Source organism: Palleniella muris, from assembly GCF_004792655.1.
GTDB classification, from domain to species: Bacteria; Bacteroidota; Bacteroidia; order Bacteroidales; family Bacteroidaceae; genus Prevotella; species Prevotella muris_A.
The window spans coordinates 1-21396 of sequence record NZ_SRZC01000013.1 but is presented as its reverse complement, the minus strand read 5'-3'; the positions used below and the strand labels follow the sequence as shown (position 1 = coordinate 21396).

The following is a 21396-nucleotide window of genomic DNA, read 5'->3' as shown; positions in this document are numbered from 1 at the left end:
ACAGACTGTGAATAATAAGGAATTTATAGCTACTTTGGCAAAAAATACAGGTATTGGCAAAGAGAAGACACAGACTTTGGTCAATGCTGTCATAGCAGCCATGTCTGCAACGTTCGATGATGGTGATAATGTCACTGTCGCTAATTTTGGCACTTTTGAACCTAAGAAACGTACAGAACGTATCATTGTTAATCCTTCATCAGGACAGCGTATGCTTGTTCCTCCAAAGATTGTGCTTAACTTTAAGCCTGCTGCAAATGTTAAGGATAATATTAAGAAAGGAGGAATGGAATGAGTACGATGAAAGAACTCGCACGCACAGTGTCCGAACGACAGGGACTTACACGTGCGGAGTCAGAACAGTTTGTCTATGCAATGTTTGAGCTCATAAAGTCCACCCTGCATTCCGATGACCAGGTGAAAGTCAAAGGATTGGGCACATTTAAGGTTCAGACAGTCAAATCACGCAGCAGTATTAATGTGAATACCGGTGAAAGGGTTTTGATTGATTCTCATGAGAAGATAACCTTCACGCCGGATAAGGCTATGGCTGAAGCGGTCAATAAACCTTTCGGGCATTTCGAGACAGTAGTGCTCAACGATGGGGTTGTCTTTGATGACATGGAAAATTCGGCAGATGATGAAGTGGGTATTTCTGATGAGCCTCGTATAGAACCAAGCATGCAAGAAAATTTGTCAAAACCTTCTGAGCAGATAAGTGATATACAGATTACATCGACTGTTCCGGAGAATCTGAATATTGGTTCAGAAAGTAATGAGGCTATTCCAAAGAATCAGGAGATGATTTCTGACAATCATGAGGAAATTCAGGACCAAGAAAATGAAACTATCCCTGAAGATGAGCAGGAGGCTGAAGAAGAGATTGTTGCAACGGACTCGGAAAACATAAACGCTTCAGATATAAAATTCTTACTGTCGAAGACAAATGTAACAGAAGAAACTCCAGAACCAAATGCCGAAGATGACAAACCGTCTTCTGGCAAAACAGGCAATAAGATGATGCTCTTCCTTTACAGTGTGCTCCTTGCCGCATTTTTTGTAGCAGGATTCTTTACAGGTCGCATGACGATGACCACAGAACATGCTGCAACCTCTCAGACAAATGTTCCTCCGAAAAAGACTGTTATAAGGAAGGTTGTAAAAGCCACTCCTAAGCCTGTTGCTGTCAAAAAGAAAGATACTATCCATGTGGAGCAGCCGAAAGCGGAGGTTCAACAGCAGACAACAGTTGAGCCGCACAAGAGTCCGGAAAAGGAAATCATTGGGAATTCATACGATTCCGACCCGAGAATACGTACCGGAGCTTATATTATCACCGGCATCGAAAAGACTGTAACAGCAACAAAGGGGCAGACTATTGAAAGCATCTCAAAGACACACTTGGGGCCGGGAATGGAATGCTATGTAGAGGCTGTCAATGGCGGAATGAAAGAGTTGCGTGAAGGGCAAAAGGTAAAGATACCTTCTCTTAAGATTAAAAAAAGAAAAAAGCAATGAAGAATAGTAACGGCATATAAAACTCCACACATACATCAGAAAAACAGACATTAGTCCAACTGACAGTGCACCGCATTGGAGTTGGACTAATGTTTTTATTGTCCTTAAACAATAAAAGTGTTATTGTTTTAAAAAACTAAAGAGTGAGTCAAAACCATTTCATTATTTTTTATTACCTTTGCAGAAATTAAGGATAATAATAAATTATTTTCTCTAAACAATGGGTGGTTTTTTCGGGACGATTCAAAAGAAAAGATGTGTTGAGGAGTTGTTTTATGGTATAGACTATCAATCACATCTTGGTACAAAACGTGGAGGTATGGCTACTTACAGCAAGGAGACGGGTGGTTTCAAACGCTCAATCCACAATCTGGAGAGTACATACTTTAGGACTAAGTTTGAGGACGAGTTGCCGAAATTTTTCGGTGAGCAAGGAATTGGGGTTATATCAGATACTGATGCCCAACCTTTGCTGATGAATTCTCATCTTGGCAGATTCGCTATCGTTACAGTGGCGAGAATAAATAACGCAGAGGAGATTGCCCATAAACTGCTTGCGGAAAACATGGTGCTTTCTGAGTTCTCTTCAGGCAGAATCAATCCTACAGAGCTTATAGGACTTTTGATAATCAAGGGCAAGGATTTTGTTTCGGGAATCGAGAATGTTTACAAGAATGTTCAAGGTTCTTGTTCTATGCTCATCCTAACTGAGGACGGAATAATAGCAGCACGTGACTTTTGGGGCAGGACACCGATTGTCGTTGGACAACGGAAAGACACTGATGGTAACATTGAAGCCATGGCGGTAACATCAGAGACTACAGCTTTCCCTAATCTTGGTTTTGAAATCTCTCATTTTATCGGACCGGGTGAGATTGTGCGACTGACAGCCGACGGAATGCAACAGTTGCGTAAACCGGAGAATCAAATGCAAGTTTGCTCTTTTCTGTGGATATACTATGGTTTCCCTACATCAATCTATGAAGGTAAGAATGTAGAGGAAATGCGTTATCAGACAGGCTTTGCTATGGGGGAGGAAGATGATACGGAGATTGACTGTGTAGGTGGAATTCCTGATTCGGGTATAGGCATGGCTGTGGGATATGCTGCCGGTCATCATGTTCCTTTCCAGCGCGCAATTTCAAAATATACTCCTACATGGCCACGTTCTTTCATGCCTACCAGCCAAGAGACACGTAACCTTGTAGCGAAGATGAAACTGATTCCAAACGAGTCTATGCTCAAAGGCAAGCGTTGTCTTTTCTGCGACGACTCCATTGTCCGCGGAACACAGCTACGTGAAAACACGAAGATTCTCAAAGAACTTGGTGCAAAGGAGGTTCACATGCGTATAGCCTGTCCTCCGCTTATATGGGGATGCCCATTCATAAACTTCTCTGCATCAAAGAATGTATTGGAACTTATAACACGCCGTGTTATTGAGGATTTTGAGTCTGGAAGAACAAAGGCAACACAATTGAGTGATGTTTCCGGTGGAACAAAAGGAGATAATGTGTGTGAGATGGAAATCTCTGATGAGCGTCTGCATCAATATGCGCAGACAGGCTCTCCTGAATACGAGGCAATGGTTGCAGAGATAGCGAAACGACTAAATCTTGATTCCTTGCGTTTCACAAAAATAGAGGATATCATTGAAGCTATAGGTTTGCCAAAGTGCAAGATATGTACCCATTGTTTTGATGGAAGTTCGAGTCATACGATAAATAATTTCTAAACTTTTATAGCCCTTGTACCTACAAATAAATGGTACAAGGGCATTTTAATTACCGCTCTATTTTATTGAAGAGAAGGCGGAAAGAGAATTTGCTTGAAGAATCTCTGACATTAGTATTGCTAGCGTGTAAGTTCACCAAAGCCATAAAGTAAGTCTGCACGTCCGCCTGTCGGACGGAAATAAACCAGACACGAATAGCGATTCTCCGTTTGGTGGTAGTTCCCTTCCGCCGGTAGTGTTATTGTTTCTCCATTATTCTGGCGGAGGAGGTATTGATATGAGTAATATCCCATTTTAAGTTTGACCGCACAATGGTATTGCTTGTGTTCAGGGTCGTATTCCATAAGATACTCATTTAGTAGACGGTCAGTCGTCCATTGACCATTAAGGTAGACATCACCTTTGAATGGTCGTGGTGAGTCATATGTGAAATGGCAAATAAAGTATTCTGATTCAGTGTCGTTGTTTATGTTGTCTGTGTTGCGGATATAGAATGCTCCGTTGGCATCCTCGTCGTAGACATAATTCGGGCGTGGTTTGTCGGTGAATAGCCATACATGATAGTTCTCTCCGTCGAAATCCGTATGGTCAACTCCCATGGAGGTTCTATGGAGGTCAAGAAATTCAAATTTTCGGTATTCGTTTCCTGCTGCAAAGATCAAGTCCTTGCAATGTTTCCATTCAATTCCATCAGCAGAGCGGAATGTTGGGCGTGGCAGCCAACGTGCGCTTGTCCACCTGTTGTTTTGCAAAGTAATAGTTTTTATTTGCTCGTCAGGGTTCTGTATTCTGATATTATTATATGAGATACGAACAGTGAGTTGTTGATGTGCATTGTTAAAGTCAATATCTGTCGCAGTGGTCATTTCAAGACCTACGCTGAACTTTGGTTCTACAACCATGAAACAACATGTGGCTATGTCTTTCCCTGAATTATCGTCCGTTATTGTGAGACGATAGTTTCCTGAGAGTTTAAAGCGACATTGCTCATTAGGCAATTGGAGCCGATAATGGGTGTAGAGTGTTGCCATATTTATGGATTCTTGGTAGTCATCAATTGTCAGCCCATTGTAAAATCCATCAATGAAGTCTGTCTCAAAAAGTCCTTTGCTTGGTGTCCAATCCGCTTCACAATGTTCGAGTTTGTAAGTGTATCGGTGGTAATCATGTGTAAGATTGTCAAACTCTATGTTTATTCTTTCATCACGTCCAAGAGAAATGATAGGTAACCCCAGCCAGTTCTGCTCTGCGACAACTTCAAGAGACTTTATCTCTGGTGAGAGGATTTCATGACGTTGAGCATTCATGCAGGTTGGTATCAACGAAAGGAGGTGTACTGCTACTATTATGATTGCATATTTCTGTTTCATGACATTATTTTGATATTGTATGTGCAAAGTTACTACAAAAAAGTGAAATGCGGAAAGATATAGTGATAGAATTGAGTTACAAGGGTTTTGGTTGAAGTGGCGATAATCCGTGAAGCCATTACAATCCCTGCCGAAGCCAAATCCTGACGCCGCTACGTTACTTGTTCGTAACCATGCCCGAAAATGCGACAAACGGGTACGAATAGCGAAACAAGGCTCTAAGGAATAGTGAGTTATCCATAACTCATGCGAAAAATCAGGTTACGGAAAAAGATTGCGCCGTTCCTCCCCGTTTTGCGTACCAACACCGGACTCTTCACCAACTAATTTTGAAACCCAAAAATTAAGGACAATGAAGAGTACATTTTCAGTAATCTACTACCTCAAGCGTCAGGTAGTGAAAAAGGACGGGACAGTTCCCGTCATGGGACGCATCACGGTGGACGGCAGCCAGACACAGTTCAGCTGCAAACTGACTGTCGATCCGAAACTGTGGGACACCAAAGGTGGACGTGTCACGGGCAGAAGCACGGCGGCACTCGAAACGAACCGTATGCTTGACAAGATGCGGGTACGCATCAACAGGCATTATCAGGAAATCATGGAGCGTGACAACTTCGTCACGGCGGAGAAGGTGAAGAACGCCTTTCTCGGACTGGAACACCGCTACCACACGCTGATGCAGGTGTTCCGCCAGCACAACGAGGACTACGAGAAGCAGGTGGAGGCAGGCATGAAAGCCAAAGGCACGCTGCTGAAGTACCGCACCGTTTACAAGCACATGCAAGAGTTCCTCGACATCCGCTACCATGTGAAGGACATCGCCCTAAAAGAGCTTACCCCGGCTTTCATCTCCGACTTCGAGATGTTCCTGCGCACGGACAAGCACTGCTGCACCAATACCGTGTGGCTGTACGTCTGCCCGTTACGGACGATGGTATTCATCGCCATCAACAACGAGTGGCTGACGCGCGACCCGTTCCGCGAGTATGAAATCAAGAAGGAGGAAACAACACGCAGTTTCCTGACCAAAGATGAGATCCGCCTGCTGATGGAGGGGAAACTGAAAAACGCCAAACAGGAATTGTACCGCGACCTCTACCTGTTCTGCGCCTTCACGGGGCTGTCGTTCGCGGATATGCGCAACCTTACGGAAGAGAATATCCGCACCTACTTCGACGAACACGAGTGGATAAACATCAACCGCCAGAAAACGGGCGTGGTGTCCAACATCCGCCTGCTCGACATCGCCAACCGCATAATCGGCAAATACCGGGGACTGTGCGGGGACGGCAGGATATTTCCCGTTCCGCATTATAACACGTGCCTTGCCGGTATCCGTGCCGTCGCCAAGCGTTGCGGCATCACCAAGCATATCACGTGGCATCAGAGCCGCCACACGGCAGCCACGACGATATTCCTCTCCAACGGTGTTCCCATCGAAACGGTCAGCTCCATGCTCGGACACAAGAGCATAAAGACGACGCAGATTTACGCAAAGATAACCAAAGAGAAGCTCAATCAGGACATGGAGAACCTTGCCGCAAGATTGAACGGCGTCGAGGAATTTGCAGGTTGCACCATCTAAAAAGAAAAGCCATGAAACGTGACACAATCATCATCGAGGACAAGGCAGTCAGCGTAACCGGTAACGACGTGTGGATGACCGCCACCGAAATAGCCGGATTGTTCCATACGACCGTCCCGGCAGTGAACGCCGCCATCAGAGCCGTCCGCAAGTCGGACGTGCTGAACGACTACGAGGTGTGCCGCTACATGCAGCTTGAAAACGGGCTGCACGCGGACGTGTACGCCCTTGAAATCATCATCCCGGTCGCTTTCAGGGTGAATACCTACAACACCCACCTGTTCCGCACATGGCTGGTGGGAAAGGCACTCTCACAAGAGAAACGGCAGACATACGTGATGTTCATACAGAACGGAAAAGCCGGGTATTGCTGATTGCACATACCCCATAAGACAAGTAAACGGGTAGCACCACAAAAGGTGTCACCCGTTTACTTTTTCATGAAACCGCCTCACTCCAGCGGCTTGCGGTAGTTCGCTTCCAGTACCCCGCGCAGCCCCGTTTCCGGGTAAAGCACCTTCCCTCCCAAAAGTATGAAGGGCAACACGCGGTTGTTGCGGTATTCCTGCAAGGTGCGCCGGCTCACACGGAGCAGTTCCGACACCTCGCCGTCCGTCAGGTAACGTTCCCCGTCCAGCGGAGGACGGTAGCTTTCCAGAAATGCGGACAGCCATTTCGAGCCTTTGCGCATATCCTGCACCACAGAGGCTATCGGCTCGTCTTCCATCGTAAAAACATCGTTGTTCTCGTTCATCATAACTTCGGATTCAGTGGGTGAATAAATCAAATCATCTGCCGTGCGGATAGAGCGTGCCGACAAGCGGTATCAGCCGCTTCACCTCCTCTGGCTTGTAATAGAACCTGCGGTTTATCTGCGAGTAGCCGATAAGCCGCCTGTCACGCAGCGTCTGCAACGTGCGCGGGCTTATTCTCAACTGCCCGCAGACCTCCTCGCCCGTGAGCCATCTTTCCATGCGCCCCGTGTCGCTTTTGCGCCTCAGGGCGGCGACCTTCTCCGAGAGTGCGCCGAATGCCGCCACCATCATCTCGAAAGTCTTTTTCTCGATAGATACTATTTCCATATTCATGTCATTTAGAGTTTGCCGCAAAGGTAACGAAACGGCATACAAGACGTATCGTTTTCCGCTGAAAGGCTGCCTGTTGCGCCGTTTGACCGGGTTACGGAGCCATCTTCCGCAAAAATCTTACGTGAGTCACGTAGTGAGTTGTTAAAGCCCCTTTTGTTTATTGCCGAATTTTGTCGCAGAAACAAAAAGAAAGGACTGAACATGAAAGTGATAACAATGGAAAGTTCCGCCTACAAGGAGATGATGGCGCAGATTGCGAACATCGCAGGGTACATCCGCGAGGCAAGGGACGAGAAGAAACGGAAGCGGGAAACCGAAGACAAGCTGCTTGACACGGCACAGGCGGCGAAGATGCTCAACGTGAGCAAGCGCACCATGCAGCGTATGCGCACCGACCACCGTATCGAGTATGTGGTGGTACGCGGAAGCTGCCGCTACCGCCTTTCCGAGATACTGCGGCTATTGGAGGACAACACAGTAAGGAACGAGGAAGGGACAATAGACACCCTGTTCCACAACCACACGCTGCGCACGGGCGGCAAACCAAAAGGAAGGAGGACATAGGTCATGGAACTGCTCACACGAAACAACTTCGAGGGCTGGATGCAGAAGCTGATGGAACGGCTCGACCGTCAGGACGAACTGCTGCTGGCGATGAAGGCTGAGGGGAAACAGCCCACTATCACGGAAAGCATCCGCCTTTTCGACAATCAGGATTTGTGCATGTTGCTCCAGATAAGCAAACGCACCCTCCAACGCTACCGCAGCGTAGGCGCATTGCCCTACAAGACGCTGGGCAAGAAGACCTATTACAGCGAGGAGGACGTGCTGACATTCCTTTCCAACCATATCAAGGACTTCAAAAAGGAAGATATAGCCTTCTACAAGGCTCGTATCCATAATTTCTTTCATAAATAACCCATTAAAACATTTTTCAGATGGCAAAGAAAAAAGACGAAAAGGACGTGCTGGTAGTCCGTGACGAGAAGACAGGCGAGATCAGCGTGGTAGCCGGGCTGAACGCGGACGGCACACCCAAGCGCACCCCCGCAAAAGCGGAGAACGCGCAGAGTTTCCTGCAATTCGACCGACATGGCGACGTGCTGGACAACTTCTTCAAGAACTTCTTCCGGCAGTGCAAGGAACCCAGCCGCTTCGGTTTCTACCGCATTGCGGCAGACCAAGCTGAAAATCTCTTAGAGGTGATGAAGCAACTGCTGAAAGACCCCGAAGCGAACAAGGAGCTGCTCGCCCCTCACAAGGTGGACACCTCCGACTATGAGAAGAAGGTGCAGGAAGAGATGGCAGCACAACAGACAGAGAAACAAGAACCTCAAAAACAGGAGAACATGGAACAACGGAAAGAACAGCAACAGGACAAATCCGAACAGATGCAGGGCAAACGTGGCTACCAGCCCATCGACGAGAGTAAAATCAACTGGCAGGAGCTGGAGGACAGATGGGGCGTAAAGCGGGACAACCTTGAAAAGTCCGGCGACCTTACGAAGATGCTCAACTATGGCAAGTCCGACTTGGTAAAGGTCAAACCGACCTTCGGCGGCGAATCATTCGAGCTGGACGCCCGCCTCTCCTTCAAGAAGGACGGTGAGGGAAACATCAGCCTCGTGCCGCACTTCATCCGCAAGGAGCAGAAGCTGGATGAGTACAAGGAACACAAATTCTCCGACAATGACCGGAAGAACCTCCGCGAAACGGGCAATCTCGGTAGGGTCGTGGACATTGTGGACAGGGAAACGGGCGAGATCATCCCCTCCTACATCAGCATCGACCGCAAGACGAATGAAATCACGGACATTCCGGCAAGCAGGGTGCGCATCCCGGAGCGCATCGGCAAGACGGAAATCACCACGCAGGAGCGGGACATGCTCCGCGCCGGACTGCCCGTACGCGACAAGCTCATCGAGCGCAACGACGGCAGAAAGTTCGTCACCACCCTGCAAGTGAACGTGGAGCAGCGCGGCGTGGAGTTCGTGCCGGGAACCGGCAAGTCGCCCCGTACCGCACAGACACAGGAAACCAAAGGCGACACATCGAAAAGTCAGGCGCAGGGCGGGGAAAATGCCGCACAGACCAAGAAGGAGCAACGCCGCAACACGTGGACGAACGAGGACGGCAGCATCCGCCCCATCAGCAAATGGAGCGGCGTGAGCTTCACCGACCAGCAGAAAGCCGACTATGTGGCGGGTAAAGCCGTGAAGCTGGAGAACGTGACCGACAAGCAGGGCTTCCATGCCACGATGTATATCAAGTTCAACCCGGAGAAGGGACGCCCGTACCGCTACGACACGAACCCTGACAATGCACAGCAGGTTGCTCCGTCCAACGAGAGCCGCACGCAGGTGGCGGTGAACAACGATGGCAAGACCAACGAGGCTACAAAGAATCTGAGAGAGCCGTTGCAGAAAGGTCAGACCAACCCGAAGGACGCCCGCCAGCAACAGCAGCAGGAGAAGCCGCAGAAGAAAACGGGCAAGGGCATGAAAATGTAATCCCGTGTCCGCCACTGAATCCAAAATAAAATCCAAAGTATCAACAAAAAAGAAGAAGACATGAAGACAATCATTGCAGAAAAGCCCTCCGTGGCACGTGAAATCGCCCGCATCGTGGGCGCGACAAAGAGAGAGGAAGGATATTTCGAGGGAGGCGGTTATGCCGTGACATGGGCATTCGGACACCTCGTTCAGCTTGCCATGCCCGACGGCTACGGCGTGCGCGGATTTGTCCGTGACAACCTCCCGATTATTCCCGACACATTCACGCTCGTCCCCCGTCAGGTCAGGACGGAGAAAGGTTACAAGCCCGACAGCGGCGTGGTGTCGCAGATAAAAGTCATCAAAAGACTGTTCGACACAAGCGAACATATCATCGTGGCGACCGATGCCGGACGCGAGGGAGAGCTTATCTTCCGCTACCTCTACCACTATACGGGTTGCACCACTCCTTTCGTGCGCCTGTGGATCAGCTCTCTCACCGACAAAGCTATCCGCGAGGGACTGCGGAAACTCGAAGACGGCAGCAAATACGACAACCTCTACCTCGCCGCCAAAGCGCGGAGCGAATCCGACTGGCTCGTGGGCATCAACGGCACACAGGCGTTATCCATCGCCGCCGGACACGGCACGTATTCCGTGGGGCGGGTGCAGACACCAACGTTGGCTATGGTATGTGAACGCTACTGGGAGAACCGCCGCTTTACGTCCGAAGCATTCTGGCAGCTCCATATCGCAACGGACGGTTGCGACGGCGAAGTCGTGAAATTCTCATCCTCCGAGAAATGGAAAGAGAAAGAACCGGCGATGGAACTATATAATAAGGTAAAGGCGGCAGGTTGCGCCACTGTCACGAAAGCCGAGCGCAAGGAGAAGACGGAGGAAACTCCCTTGCTCTACGACCTGACCACGCTCCAGAAAGAAGCCAACGCCAAGCACGGCTTCACGGCGGAACAGACGCTTGAAATCGCGCAGAAACTCTACGAAAAGAAGTTGATAACCTATCCGAGAACGGGAAGCCGCTACATCCCCGAAGACGTGTTTGCCGAAATTCCCAAACTGCTCGCTTTCATCGGCACACAGCCCGAATGGAAAGACAAGGTGCGGGCAAAAGCCGCCCCGACACGCCGCAGCGTGGACGACGGCAAGGTGACAGACCACCATGCCCTGCTCGTCACGGGTGAGAAACCGCTCTTCCTCTCCAAAGAGGACAATACCATCTATCAGATGATTGCCGGGCGCATGGTCGAGGCATTCTCTGAGAAATGCGTCAAGGATGTGACCACTGTCACGGCGGAATGTGCCGGAGTGGAGTTTACCGTAAAAGGCAGCGTCGTGAAGCAAACCGGATGGCGTGCCGTCTATGGCGAGGAAAAAGAGGAAATTACCATCCCCGGCTGGCAGGAAGGCGACACGCTGACACCGAAAGGCTCGTCCATTACCGAAGGAAAGACCAAACCCAAGCCGCTGCATACCGAAGCCACCCTGCTCTCGGCAATGGAAACGGCGGGCAAGGAAATTGAGGACGACGCACTGCGGCAGGCGATGAAGGACTGTGGCATCGGTACTCCCGCCACACGCGCCTCCATCATCGAAACGCTTTTCAAGCGCGGTTACATGGAACGCTGCAAGAAGTCGCTTGTTCCCACCGAAAAAGGACTTGCCCTCAATTCCGTCGTCAAGACGATGCGCATCGCCGATGTTGCCATGACGGGCGAATGGGAAAAGGAGCTGGCGCGTATCGAGCGCGGGGAACTGTCCGACGACACCTTCCGCAAGGAGATAGAGGCGTACACACGTGAGATAACCTCCGAACTGATCTCGTGCGACAAGCTCTTCGGCAGCCGTGACTCCGGCTGCGCGTGTCCCAAGTGTGGCACGGGCAGGATGCGGTTCTACGGCAAGGTGGTACGCTGCGACAACACGGAGTGCGGACTGCCCGTGTTCCGGCTGAAAGCGGGACGCACCCTGTCCGACGATGAAATCAAAGACCTGCTCACCGAAGGGCATACCAAGCTGCTCAAAGGGTTCAAGAGCAAACAGGGCAAGAGTTTCGATGCTGTTGTCGCCTTTGACGGGGAATATAACACGACTTTTGTGTTCCCGGAGGCTAAAAAGGACAAGAAATTTTCAGGACGGAAGAAATAGTATTAACTTTGCCACTTGTTCAGAGTAATGAATTGTTCTTCGATACCGGATTACACTCATACTTTGGATTTAGTGGTGGCACTCGGAGGGATACCGAGTGCCTTTTTCTTCCTTTTTCCAACCGATTATCCCGTTAATTATCAATCCGCTAAATCCAAAGTAATGAACAACAAGAAGAAAAACGAGGGTCAGACCGACTTTTCCTATTACGGTCTGTACCTGCTGGACTATCTCCGCACGAACAAGTTTGAACAGGCTGACGACACCGCTTTCATACGGGAACGGGCCGACCGTGCCGCCGAAACGTATGAGAGGGCACGGCTTGAAGGCTATCCCGCCGATGGTGCGCAGGAACTGGCGATGGACACGCTGCTGCGCGGGCTGCATTATTCCCGTTACGCCATCCTCCGCGAAGTCGTGGAAAACGAGTTTGCCGATGAAGTGCCGGAAGAGAAGCGTGAAGCCTTTGTCCTGAAACTGCTGCCGCTTGTCGGCAACGTGTTCTCCGTCTATGACCTCTCGGATGACAATTTCGCCCTGTCTTCCGATTACGACCTGCTCTACACGGAGCTGACGGGAGCAACCGTCCTTTACTTAGACGAATATGGCGTTTAACCGCAAACAGAAACTGCGGGACAACATCGAGGCGATACGGACGGCATTCATCCTTGACAGGGAAAATAGGACAGCGACAACCGAAGAGCGTGCCATACTTCAAAGGTACTGCGGTTTCGGCGGTCTGAAATGTATCCTCAACCCTGCAAAGGAACTGACGGATGCCGTCCGGTGGGCGAAATCCGACCTCGAACTGTTCGCCCCGACGGTGGAGCTGCACAGGCTTATCCGTGAGAACAGCAAGGACGAAACAGAGTACAAGCGGTTTGTGGATTCGCTGAAAGCGTCCGTGCTGACCGCTTTCTACACCCCCAAAGAGATAACCGACACCATCGCGGACGTGCTGGCAGATTACAGCGTCCGCCCCGCCCGTATGCTCGAACCGTCGGCAGGTGTCGGCGTGTTCGTGGATTCCATGCTGCGGCACAGCCCCAATGCGGATGTGATGGCTTTCGAGAAGGATCTGCTCACGGGTACAATCTTGAGGCATCTCTATCCCGACCAGAAAATGCGCACCTGCGGTTTTGAGAAAATCGAAAGACCGTTCAACAATTATTTCGACTTGGCGGTGTCCAACATTCCGTTCGGTGACATTGCCGTGTTCGACGCGGAGTTTCAGCGGAGCGACTCTTTCGGCAGACGCTCCGCCCAGAAAACCATCCACAACTATTTCTTTCTCAAAGGACTGGATGCCGTGCGTGACGGCGGTATCGTGGCGTTCATCACCTCGCAAGGGGTATTGAATAGCACCAAGACCTCCGTGCGTAACGAGCTGTTCAGTCAGGCCAATCTGGTATCCGCGATACGCCTGCCCAACAACCTGTTCACGGACAACGCGGGCACGGAGGTGGGCAGTGACCTGATTGTCCTGCAAAAGAACCTCAGCAAGAAGGAAATGTCGCAGGACGAGCGGCTGATGACCGTGATACAGACGGACACGAAAACCGCCCTGACCGACAACGCCTATTTCATCCACCACCCGGAACGCATCGTGCATACGATGGCGAAACTTGACACAGACCCCTACGGGAAGCCCGCTATGGTTTATCTGCACGAGGGCAAGGCAGCAGGCATCGCCGGGGATTTGCGCCGTATGCTCGACGAGGATTTCCATTACAGGCTTGCCATGCGCTTGTATTCGGGTTCAATCCGGCAGGCAGGAACGGAAGAAAAAGTTGCCGTTCAAAATAAAGTAGAGCGTCCTGCCATAAAATTGGAAACAGTATCCTCGGCGCAGACGGTGGAAACTCCGACAGAAAAGCCGCAACCCGCAGATGAAAAGCCGGAGATAGAACCGCGCCCGCAATATTCCGCAGGCGTGCAGCTCACCCTGCTTGACCTCTGGGGGATGACGGAAGAGGTCAGCCAACCGAAAACCTCCAAAAAGAAAAAGACGGTGAAAAAGGCAGTTACGGCAAAGTCCACTCCGCCCAAACCGAAAGTCACGGTTACACCGACAGCTCCAACTGCAAAACCCGCAATGGAGAATAAGGAGGTGAAAGCGGAGAACACCGCCAAGCCTGCCGACCCGGACGACATCTATGCCACACTGGACTGGGATACCAATCCTCCCATCAACGGTTTCTATGAAATGATGATGGGTTTGACGCCGGAGCGTAGGAAAGAACTTCGGGAACTGGCAAGGCAGCATAACGAGAAACAAGTGGCGGAAAAGACGGAAGTGAAAGCCGTGCCGGAAACTTCCCGTGAGCAGCCACGACAGGAGGAAACACAGCCGGAGGCAGTCGCCGCACCTGCCGTTACAGATACCCCATCGGAAGCGGTGGGGACTTTCCTTTTCCCCGACATCGAAGCGGAAAAGCCGAAGGAGGAAGTCGTGGACCTTTCTCCGCGTGCCTACCACCGCACGCCGGAGATGCACCTGCGCGAAGGGTCGCTGGTGGCTGACCGGGGGCGTCATAACATCGGCTACCTGAAAGACATCACGCCATACGGGGCGACATTCCAGCCGCTCGACCTGAAAGGATACCAGAAGGAAAAGGCGTTGTTGTATGTGTCGCTGCGTGACGCCTACGAGCGTCTGTACCGTTATGAATCGCTCCGGCGCGAGGCAAATGTTCCGTGGCGAGAGCATCTGAATACCTGTTACGATGAGTTTGTCATGCGCTACGGCAACCTCAACGCCAAGCAGAACGTGAAGTTAGTGATGATGGATGCGGGCGGGCGCGACATCCTTTCGCTGGAACGGATGGAAAACGGAAAGTTCGTCAAGGCGGACATCTTCGAGCATCCTGTTTCCTTCGCGGTGGAGAGCCATGCCAACGTAGGCTCTCCCGAAGAAGCCCTGTCTGCGTCGCTCAACAAATATGGTACGGTCAATCTCGACTATATGCGGGAGATAACCGACAGCACGGCGGAGGATTTGCTCACTGCCCTGCAAGGGCGCATCTACTACAATCCGCTCGTGACCGGTTACGAAATCAAAGACCGTTTCATCGCCGGAAATGTCATAGAGAAAGCGGAACGCATAGAGGCATGGATGGGTGACAATCCCGAAAATGAGCGTATGCCGGAGGTGAAGCAGGCGTTGGAGGCTCTGAAAGATGCCGAGCCGCAGCGCATCGCCTTCGAGGATCTGGACTTCAATTTCGGGGAACGCTGGATTCCGACGGGTGTCTATGCCGCCTACATGAGCCGGCTGTTCGACACGGAGGTGAAAATCGCCTATTCCGCAAGCATGGACGAGTTTTCGGTGGTGTGCGGCTACCGCACCATGAAAATCACGGACGAGTTTCTGGTGAAGGGGTATTACCGGAACTATGACGGTATGCACCTCCTAAAACACGCCCTGCACAACACCTGCCCTGACATGATGAAGTCCATCGGCAAGGACGAGCATGGCAACGACATCAAGATGCGCGACAGCGAGGGAATACAACTCGCCAACGCCAAGATTGACGAGATACGAAACGGCTTCTCCGAATGGCTCGAAGAGCAGTCGCCGCAGTTCAAGGAGCGGCTTGTGACGATGTATAACCGCAAGTTCAACTGTTTCGTGCGCCCGCGCTACGACGGCTCCCATCAGACCTTTCCCGACCTCAACCTGAAAGGGCTGGCAAGCCGGGGTATCAAGAGCGTCTATCCCTCACAGATGGATTGCGTCTGGATGTTGAAACAGAACGGCGGCGGAATTTGCGACCACGAGGTGGGAACCGGTAAGACGCTGATAATGTGCATCGCCGCGCATGAGATGAAGCGTCTGAATTTGGCACACAAGCCGATGATTATCGGGCTGAAAGCCAACGTTGCGGAGATTGCAGCCACCTATCAGGCGGCATATCCCAACGCACGTATTCTGTACGCTTCGGAGAAGGACTTTTCGACCGCCAACCGTGTGCGCTTCTTCAATAATATAAAGAACAACGACTACGATTGCGTCATCATGTCGCACGACCAGTTCGGCAAGATACCGCAGTCGCCGGAATTGCAGCAGCGCATCCTGCAAGCAGAGCTTGACACGGTGGAGGAAAACCTCGAAGTGCTACGGCAGCAGGGAAAGAACGTGTCGCGGGCGATGCTGAAAGGATTGGAGAAGCGCAAGCACAACCTTGAAGCGAAGCTGGAGAAGGTGGAACACGCCATAAAGTCACGCACGGACGACGTGGTGGATTTCAAGCAGATGGGCATCGACCACATCTTCATAGATGAGAGCCACCAGTTCAAGAATCTGACTTTCAACACGCGCCACGACCGTGTGGCGGGATTGGGAAACAGCGAGGGAAGCCAGAAGGCACTTAACATGCTCTTTGCCATACGCACCATACAGGAGCACACAGGAAAAGACTTGGGTGCGACCTTCCTCTCCGGCACGACTATCAGCAACTCACTGACTGAATTGTACCTGCTGTTCAAGTACCTGCGCCCGAAGGAGCTGGAACGGCAGGACATAAGGTGTTTCGACGCTTGGGCGGCGATATTTGCCAAGAAGACGACGGATTTTGAATTTAACGTGACGAACAATGTGGTCCAGAAGGAGCGTTTCCGCTACTTCATCAAAGTGCCGGAGCTTGCCGCCTTCTATAATGAAATCACGGACTACCGCACGGCGGAGGATGTGGGCGTTGACCGTCCTGCCAAGAACGAGATACTGCACCATATACCGCCCACGCCGGAACAGGAGGACTTCATACAGAAACTGATGCAGTTCGCCAAGACGGGCGATGCCACCTTGTTGGGCAGGCTGCCGCTTTCGGAAACGGAAGAAAAGGCGAAGATGCTCATCGCCACGGACTATGCCCGGAAAATGGCACTCGACATGCGCATGATAGACCCGAATTACGAAGATCATCCCGACAACAAAGCGAGTCACTGTGCCAAGATGATCGCGGAGTATTATCAAAAATACGACGCCCAGAAAGGCACGCAGTTCGTTTTCTCTGATTTGGGGACATACCAGCCGGGCGACGGGTGGAACGTCTATTCGGAAATCAAGCGCAAACTGACGGAGGACTACGGTATACCGCCAAGCGAGGTGCGCTTCATTCAGGAGTGCAAGACCGACAAGGCGCGGAAGGCGGTGATAGACGCCATGAACGCCGGGACGGTGCGTGTGCTGTTCGGCTCTACCTCTATGCTCGGAACGGGTGTGAACGCCCAGAAACGGTGTGTGGCTATCCATCATCTCGATACGCCGTGGGTGCGACATGAAGTCGCATAGATAATTGTTGGAATGATACTTACGGGTATCAGCTTTAACCCGCTGTTCCGTCAGCGGTAGCCTACCGACCGATGCACCTTAATGTTGTATTAAGCGGTCGGGACGAAGTACACTTTCGCAAGACAAGACAGAACCGTGAGGGGAAGTCAAGTACGGTTAGTATCATACCGTAGAGTGGCGAGGCTGGATAGTATGGTTAGCGCAAGCGAACTGTTAGTAAACTTCGTAATGTCACGAAAGAGTGTAAGATACTGGCACACTCTACCCAAAAGGGAAGCGGTCGGTTAATCCTCTCCATGGTAGGATTACACGGATATAAGCACCGCCGGAGGATGAGACAGAACCTAACCTATCCGTTAGTTATCTATGTGGAACATGGTAAGCCTGTATATCTCCTGTCATGTAAAAATGACAGGTAAGCTGACAGCAATGAAAGCCGAATGGTGTGCAGGTATAAGATAACAGAAAAAGCGAATGCCGTTCTGTAATGGAGCGGATACGGATTGAACCGACATCACGGGCTGATGTTGGGCGACATCATCCGACACGAAAGTGGGCAGACTTCTGTGACGACATTAGGTAGGCAATCAAACCGAATGTTGTCAAATGGTGATTCTTTACAATTAACTTTTAGAACTTTCAAAAGGAGGAAAGCAAATGAACGAAAACAAGACATCGTGTGCGCCTGCTGACAATCAGCAAACACTTTGGGACAGAATAGACTGGACTAAAGCGGAGTTGGCTGTCAGAAAGCTACAAGCACGAATTGTAAAGGCTCAGAAGGAAGGCAGATACAACAAGGTGAAAGCCTTGCAGTGGACGCTGACCCACTCTTTTTACGCAAAAGCCTTAGCCGTAAAGAGAGTTACTTCTAACGGAGGTGGCAACACCCCCGGAGTGGACATGGAAACATGGGAGAAACCCGAAGCAAAAACACAAGCAATAAGCGAACTCAAACGCAGAGGCTACCAGCCGAAGCCATTGAGAAGAGTCCACATCAAAAAGAGTAATGGCAAACTGCGACCGTTGGGAATACCGACAATGAAAGACAGAGCCATGCAAGCACTCTACCTTATGGCATTAGAACCAGTGTCGGAAACAACAGCCGACTCACGTTCATACGGTTTCCGCAAGGAACGCCGCTGTATGGACGCGGTAATGCAATGCCATAACATTCTCCGAAAAGGCTATTCTCCCGAATGGATTCTGGAGGGTGACATAAAGGGGTGCTTCGACCATATCAGCCATGAATGGCTGCTTGCCAACATCCCTATGGACAAGGCAATACTCCGAAAATGGTTGAAATGCGGCTATATCTTCAACAAACAGATGTTCCCGACAGAGGAGGGAACGCCACAAGGTGGCATTATCTCTCCCACGCTTGCCAATATGACATTGGACGGATTGCAGAAAGTCCTTGCAGAGAAATATAAACGAGTTAGAATCAAAGGTAAGTTATATTCGCCAATGGTGAATCTTGTCCGTTACGCTGATGACTTTATAATTACCTGCGAGAACCGTGAAACACTTGAAAAGGAAATCAAGCCATTGGTAGCCGACTTTATGTCTGAAAGAGGTCTGACCTTATCAGAAGAAAAGACGGTGATAACCAATATCCGTGACGGTTTCGATTTTCTCGGTTTCAACATCCGCAAATTCGGTAATGAAATATTGACCAAGCCGACCAAGAAAGCCGAAAAACGCTTTATGGAGAATATCCGTAAGGTGACAAAAGGTCATAAGGGTTGCAAGCAGGAATCATTAATCAGGATGTTGAATGCTAAAATTCGAGGATGGGGAGCATATTATCAGCATGGGGCGACACGTGATTCTTTTCACAGAATCGACCATCAGATATTTCTCGCCTTGTGGCAATGGGCTAAACGCCGTCATTCCAAGAAAGGGAAACAGTGGATAAAAGACCGCTATTGGCACAATATCCGAGGGAACAGCTGGACTTTTGCGGCTAAGTTCAAGAAATCAAACGGCAAAGAAGACCAACTTACCTTGTTGAAACTGGCATCTTCGTTTCCTTTTCTGCAATATACGCAGATAAAGGGGGACATGAATCCGTTTGACGCAGACTGCCGCCTGTACTTCAATAAAAGAATGAAGTCAAAGATGCTTGTGACGCTGAAAGGACGTAAATCCCTGCTTTACCTATGGGAAAAGCAAGGTCGGAAATGTCCGATATGTGGTGAACCGATTGACACGCATAAGGCATGGAATGTAATGCCGACCGTACAAGACGGACGGAAATGCAATCTGTTGGTTCATGATGAATGTTTCAAATTATCCCGTAAAAACAATGGAAACAAGAAGTAGGATGAGCCGGTCTCTGCACACGAACAGAGACTTTGAAAAGCTTGAGCCGTATGAGGGGAAACCCTCACGTAAGGTTCTGAGGGGGGGAAGAGGGCAGTAATGCCCTTGACCTACCCGATCGACCGTCCGACTTGCAACAGCGTGACGGACGCGGAGTTAGGGCAGGTAATGAGATTGCCAAACATTTCGCCGGGAACAACGTGGATGTAATCATCTACGCGGTGGAGAAGTCACTGGACAGCTACAAGTTCAACCTCCTGCACTGCAAGCAGACTTTCATAAGCCAGCTCAAAAGCGGTGCGATGGGTGCGCGTACCATCGACGAGGGGGCAATGGACGAAAAATCGGGCATGAATTTCTCGGAATACATGGCGTTGCTCTCCGGCAATACCGACCTGTTGGACAAGGCGAAACTGGAAAAGCGGATCGCATCGCTCGAAGGGGAACGCAAGTCGTTCAACAAGGGCAAGCGTGATTCGGAGTTCAAGCTGGAGTCAAAGACCGGCGAGTTGCGCAACAACACGGCTTTCATAGATGCCATGACGGAGGACTGGAACCGCTTCCTGTCGGTGGTGCAGACCGACAAGGAGGGCAACCGCCTTAATATAATAAAGGTGGACGGAGTGGATTCCGCCGATGAGAAGGTCATCGGAAAGCGTTTGCAGGAGATAGCCAAGAATGCCACGACCGGAGGGTTGTACACGCAGGTCGGTGAACTTTACGGTTTTCCGATAAAGGTGGTGAGCGAAAGGATACTCAAAGAGGGATTGGAGTTCACCGACAACCGCTTCGTGGTCGAGGGGAACTACAAGTACACCTACAACAACGGGCATCTGGCGATGGCTGACCCGTTGGCCGCCGCCCGCAACTTCCTCAACGCGATGGAGAGGATACCCTCCATCATCGACCAGTACAAGGCGAAGAACGAGGTGCTGGAGATGGAGATACCGCAGTTACAGGAGATAGCGGGTAAGGTGTGGAAGAAGGAGGACGAGCTGAAGCAGTTGAAGTCCGAACTTGCCGCCCTTGACCGAAAAATTCAGCTGGAGCTTGCGCCACCCACGCCCGAAGTCGCAGAAAAGGAGAATGAAGGGCAACAGCTCAAGCCGGAAGCGGAAGATGTGAGGAACAGGCAGGCGCAATATCCCGAAAATGCACCGCCGCAGATACGCAGTCCGGCGGATAGTATCGTTGCCAACCATGTCATAATCGGGCGTCCGGGACTGTATGCCAAGGAGGAAACCCGGTCCAAAGGATTGAAAATATAACCTAAGGAATTTTATCTGAAGTATTAATAAGGGCTATCCCAAAAGGTCTAAAAGTAAATTTTATCCTTTCTGCAAGTATCTATAGGATGGCAACTGCATTTTTTTCTTTTTGGGCAGCCCTTATTAAAATTTATTCTTATTTTAGGTTATATACATTCATGTCCATTTATGTAAAAAATTCCTGCTGACCTTGTTTATGTCTTGTCAGTCACCATTTGCAAAACCATATTTGACCCTCAAAGAGGCTGAATTTGATAAGTAACTTGCTACATACTCATAATAAGGAGCTAAATAGAACACGAATGGGAAATACACAAATGCTAAACTAAAGAAGATATTGGCCAAAATAAACGCTATACCGAGAGAGAAACTTGATTTTTCAACTTCCTAAAACGGTGTTGTTCAAACATTTCTACTTATTTGTACTTGCCAGTTGAACCTACGCTTCCCTAATAAAATGTCTATGAACTTGTTCAAACTAATTTATATTCGTTAATTATTCGCTAAAATACAAAAAATACAGCGTATTTTCCAAAAGGTTTATTATATTATT

At 50.1% G+C, this 21396-nt stretch carries 14 protein-coding genes and 2 pseudogenes; 13 read left to right on the top strand and 3 right to left on the bottom strand.

Annotated elements, in window-relative coordinates:
• Positions 1-7 precede the first annotated feature (7 nt).
• The 3 genes from E5358_RS08730 to E5358_RS08720 all read left to right on the top strand — a co-directional run bounded on the left by E5358_RS08730 (position 8) and on the right by E5358_RS08720 (position 3253).
• Positions 8-295, top strand: coding sequence for an HU family DNA-binding protein (locus E5358_RS08730; protein ID WP_135939813.1), 288 nt, complete (start codon positions 8-10; stop codon positions 293-295).
• Complete coding sequence (locus tag E5358_RS08725; protein WP_135939812.1) at positions 292-1518, top strand: HU family DNA-binding protein; 1227 nt, start codon at positions 292-294, stop codon at positions 1516-1518. The genes E5358_RS08730 and E5358_RS08725 overlap by 4 nt, the downstream gene beginning before the upstream one ends.
• Positions 1519-1738: 220 nt before the next feature.
• Positions 1739-3253: an amidophosphoribosyltransferase gene (locus E5358_RS08720; RefSeq protein WP_135939811.1), complete on the top strand. Its 1515-nt coding sequence runs from the start codon at positions 1739-1741 to the stop codon at positions 3251-3253.
• Between the two features lie 119 nt (positions 3254-3372).
• On the opposite strand, the gene E5358_RS08715 is transcribed toward E5358_RS08720, so the two are convergent.
• On the bottom strand, positions 3373-4623 hold the full coding sequence (locus tag E5358_RS08715) for a type IX secretion system plug protein (RefSeq protein WP_135939810.1): 1251 nt from the start codon (positions 4621-4623) through the stop codon (positions 3373-3375).
• 352 nt (positions 4624-4975) lie between these two features.
• Here E5358_RS08715 and E5358_RS08710 point away from each other — a divergent pair, with 352 nt between their 5' ends.
• Together E5358_RS08710 and E5358_RS08705 are read left to right on the top strand one after the other, a co-directional pair.
• Positions 4976-6211: a site-specific integrase gene (locus E5358_RS08710; protein ID WP_004291422.1), complete on the top strand. Its 1236-nt coding sequence runs from the start codon at positions 4976-4978 to the stop codon at positions 6209-6211.
• Between the two features lie 11 nt (positions 6212-6222).
• Positions 6223-6585, top strand: coding sequence for a hypothetical protein (locus tag E5358_RS08705; protein WP_004291423.1), 363 nt, complete (start codon positions 6223-6225; stop codon positions 6583-6585).
• A gap of 77 nt (positions 6586-6662) precedes the next feature.
• Here the strand turns inward: E5358_RS08705 and E5358_RS08700 are convergent, their stop codons facing one another.
• Positions 6663-6968 carry a helix-turn-helix domain-containing protein gene (locus E5358_RS08700; RefSeq protein ID WP_004291424.1) on the bottom strand — a complete coding sequence of 102 codons (306 nt, stop codon included), beginning with the start codon at positions 6966-6968 and terminating at the stop codon, positions 6663-6665.
• Between the two features lie 31 nt (positions 6969-6999).
• Complete coding sequence (locus E5358_RS08695) at positions 7000-7299, bottom strand: helix-turn-helix domain-containing protein (RefSeq protein WP_004291426.1); 300 nt, start codon at positions 7297-7299, stop codon at positions 7000-7002.
• A gap of 138 nt (positions 7300-7437) precedes the next feature.
• Between E5358_RS08695 and E5358_RS08685 the strand changes: the two genes are divergently transcribed.
• The 8 genes and pseudogenes from E5358_RS08685 to E5358_RS08650 form a co-directional block, all read left to right on the top strand.
• Positions 7438-7863 (top strand): helix-turn-helix domain-containing protein, encoded by a 426-nt coding sequence (locus tag E5358_RS08685; protein WP_004291432.1) that lies wholly within the window; start codon positions 7438-7440, stop codon positions 7861-7863.
• 3 nt (positions 7864-7866) lie between these two features.
• Complete coding sequence (locus tag E5358_RS08680) at positions 7867-8217, top strand: helix-turn-helix domain-containing protein (protein ID WP_004291454.1); 351 nt, start codon at positions 7867-7869, stop codon at positions 8215-8217.
• 20 nt (positions 8218-8237) lie between these two features.
• Positions 8238-9809: a DUF3945 domain-containing protein gene (locus tag E5358_RS08675; RefSeq protein WP_004291455.1), complete on the top strand. Its 1572-nt coding sequence runs from the start codon at positions 8238-8240 to the stop codon at positions 9807-9809.
• 60 nt (positions 9810-9869) lie between these two features.
• Positions 9870-11957, top strand: coding sequence for a type IA DNA topoisomerase (locus E5358_RS08670; protein ID WP_004291456.1), 2088 nt, complete (start codon positions 9870-9872; stop codon positions 11955-11957).
• Positions 11958-12119: 162 nt separating this feature from the next.
• Complete coding sequence (locus E5358_RS08665; RefSeq protein WP_004304266.1) at positions 12120-12572, top strand: DUF1896 domain-containing protein; 453 nt, start codon at positions 12120-12122, stop codon at positions 12570-12572.
• A pseudogene (locus E5358_RS08660) lies at positions 12562-17229 on the top strand (N-6 DNA methylase); the annotation flags it as partial. The gene E5358_RS08665 and the pseudogene E5358_RS08660, both read left to right, overlap by 11 nt.
• A 678-nt stretch (positions 17230-17907) precedes the next feature.
• Complete coding sequence (ltrA, locus tag E5358_RS08655) at positions 17908-19575, top strand: group II intron reverse transcriptase/maturase (protein WP_004323414.1); 1668 nt, start codon at positions 17908-17910, stop codon at positions 19573-19575.
• 104 nt (positions 19576-19679) lie between these two features.
• Positions 19680-20843 (top strand): annotated as a pseudogene (locus tag E5358_RS08650) (DNA methylase); the annotation flags it as partial.
• Positions 20844-21396 lie beyond the last annotated feature (553 nt).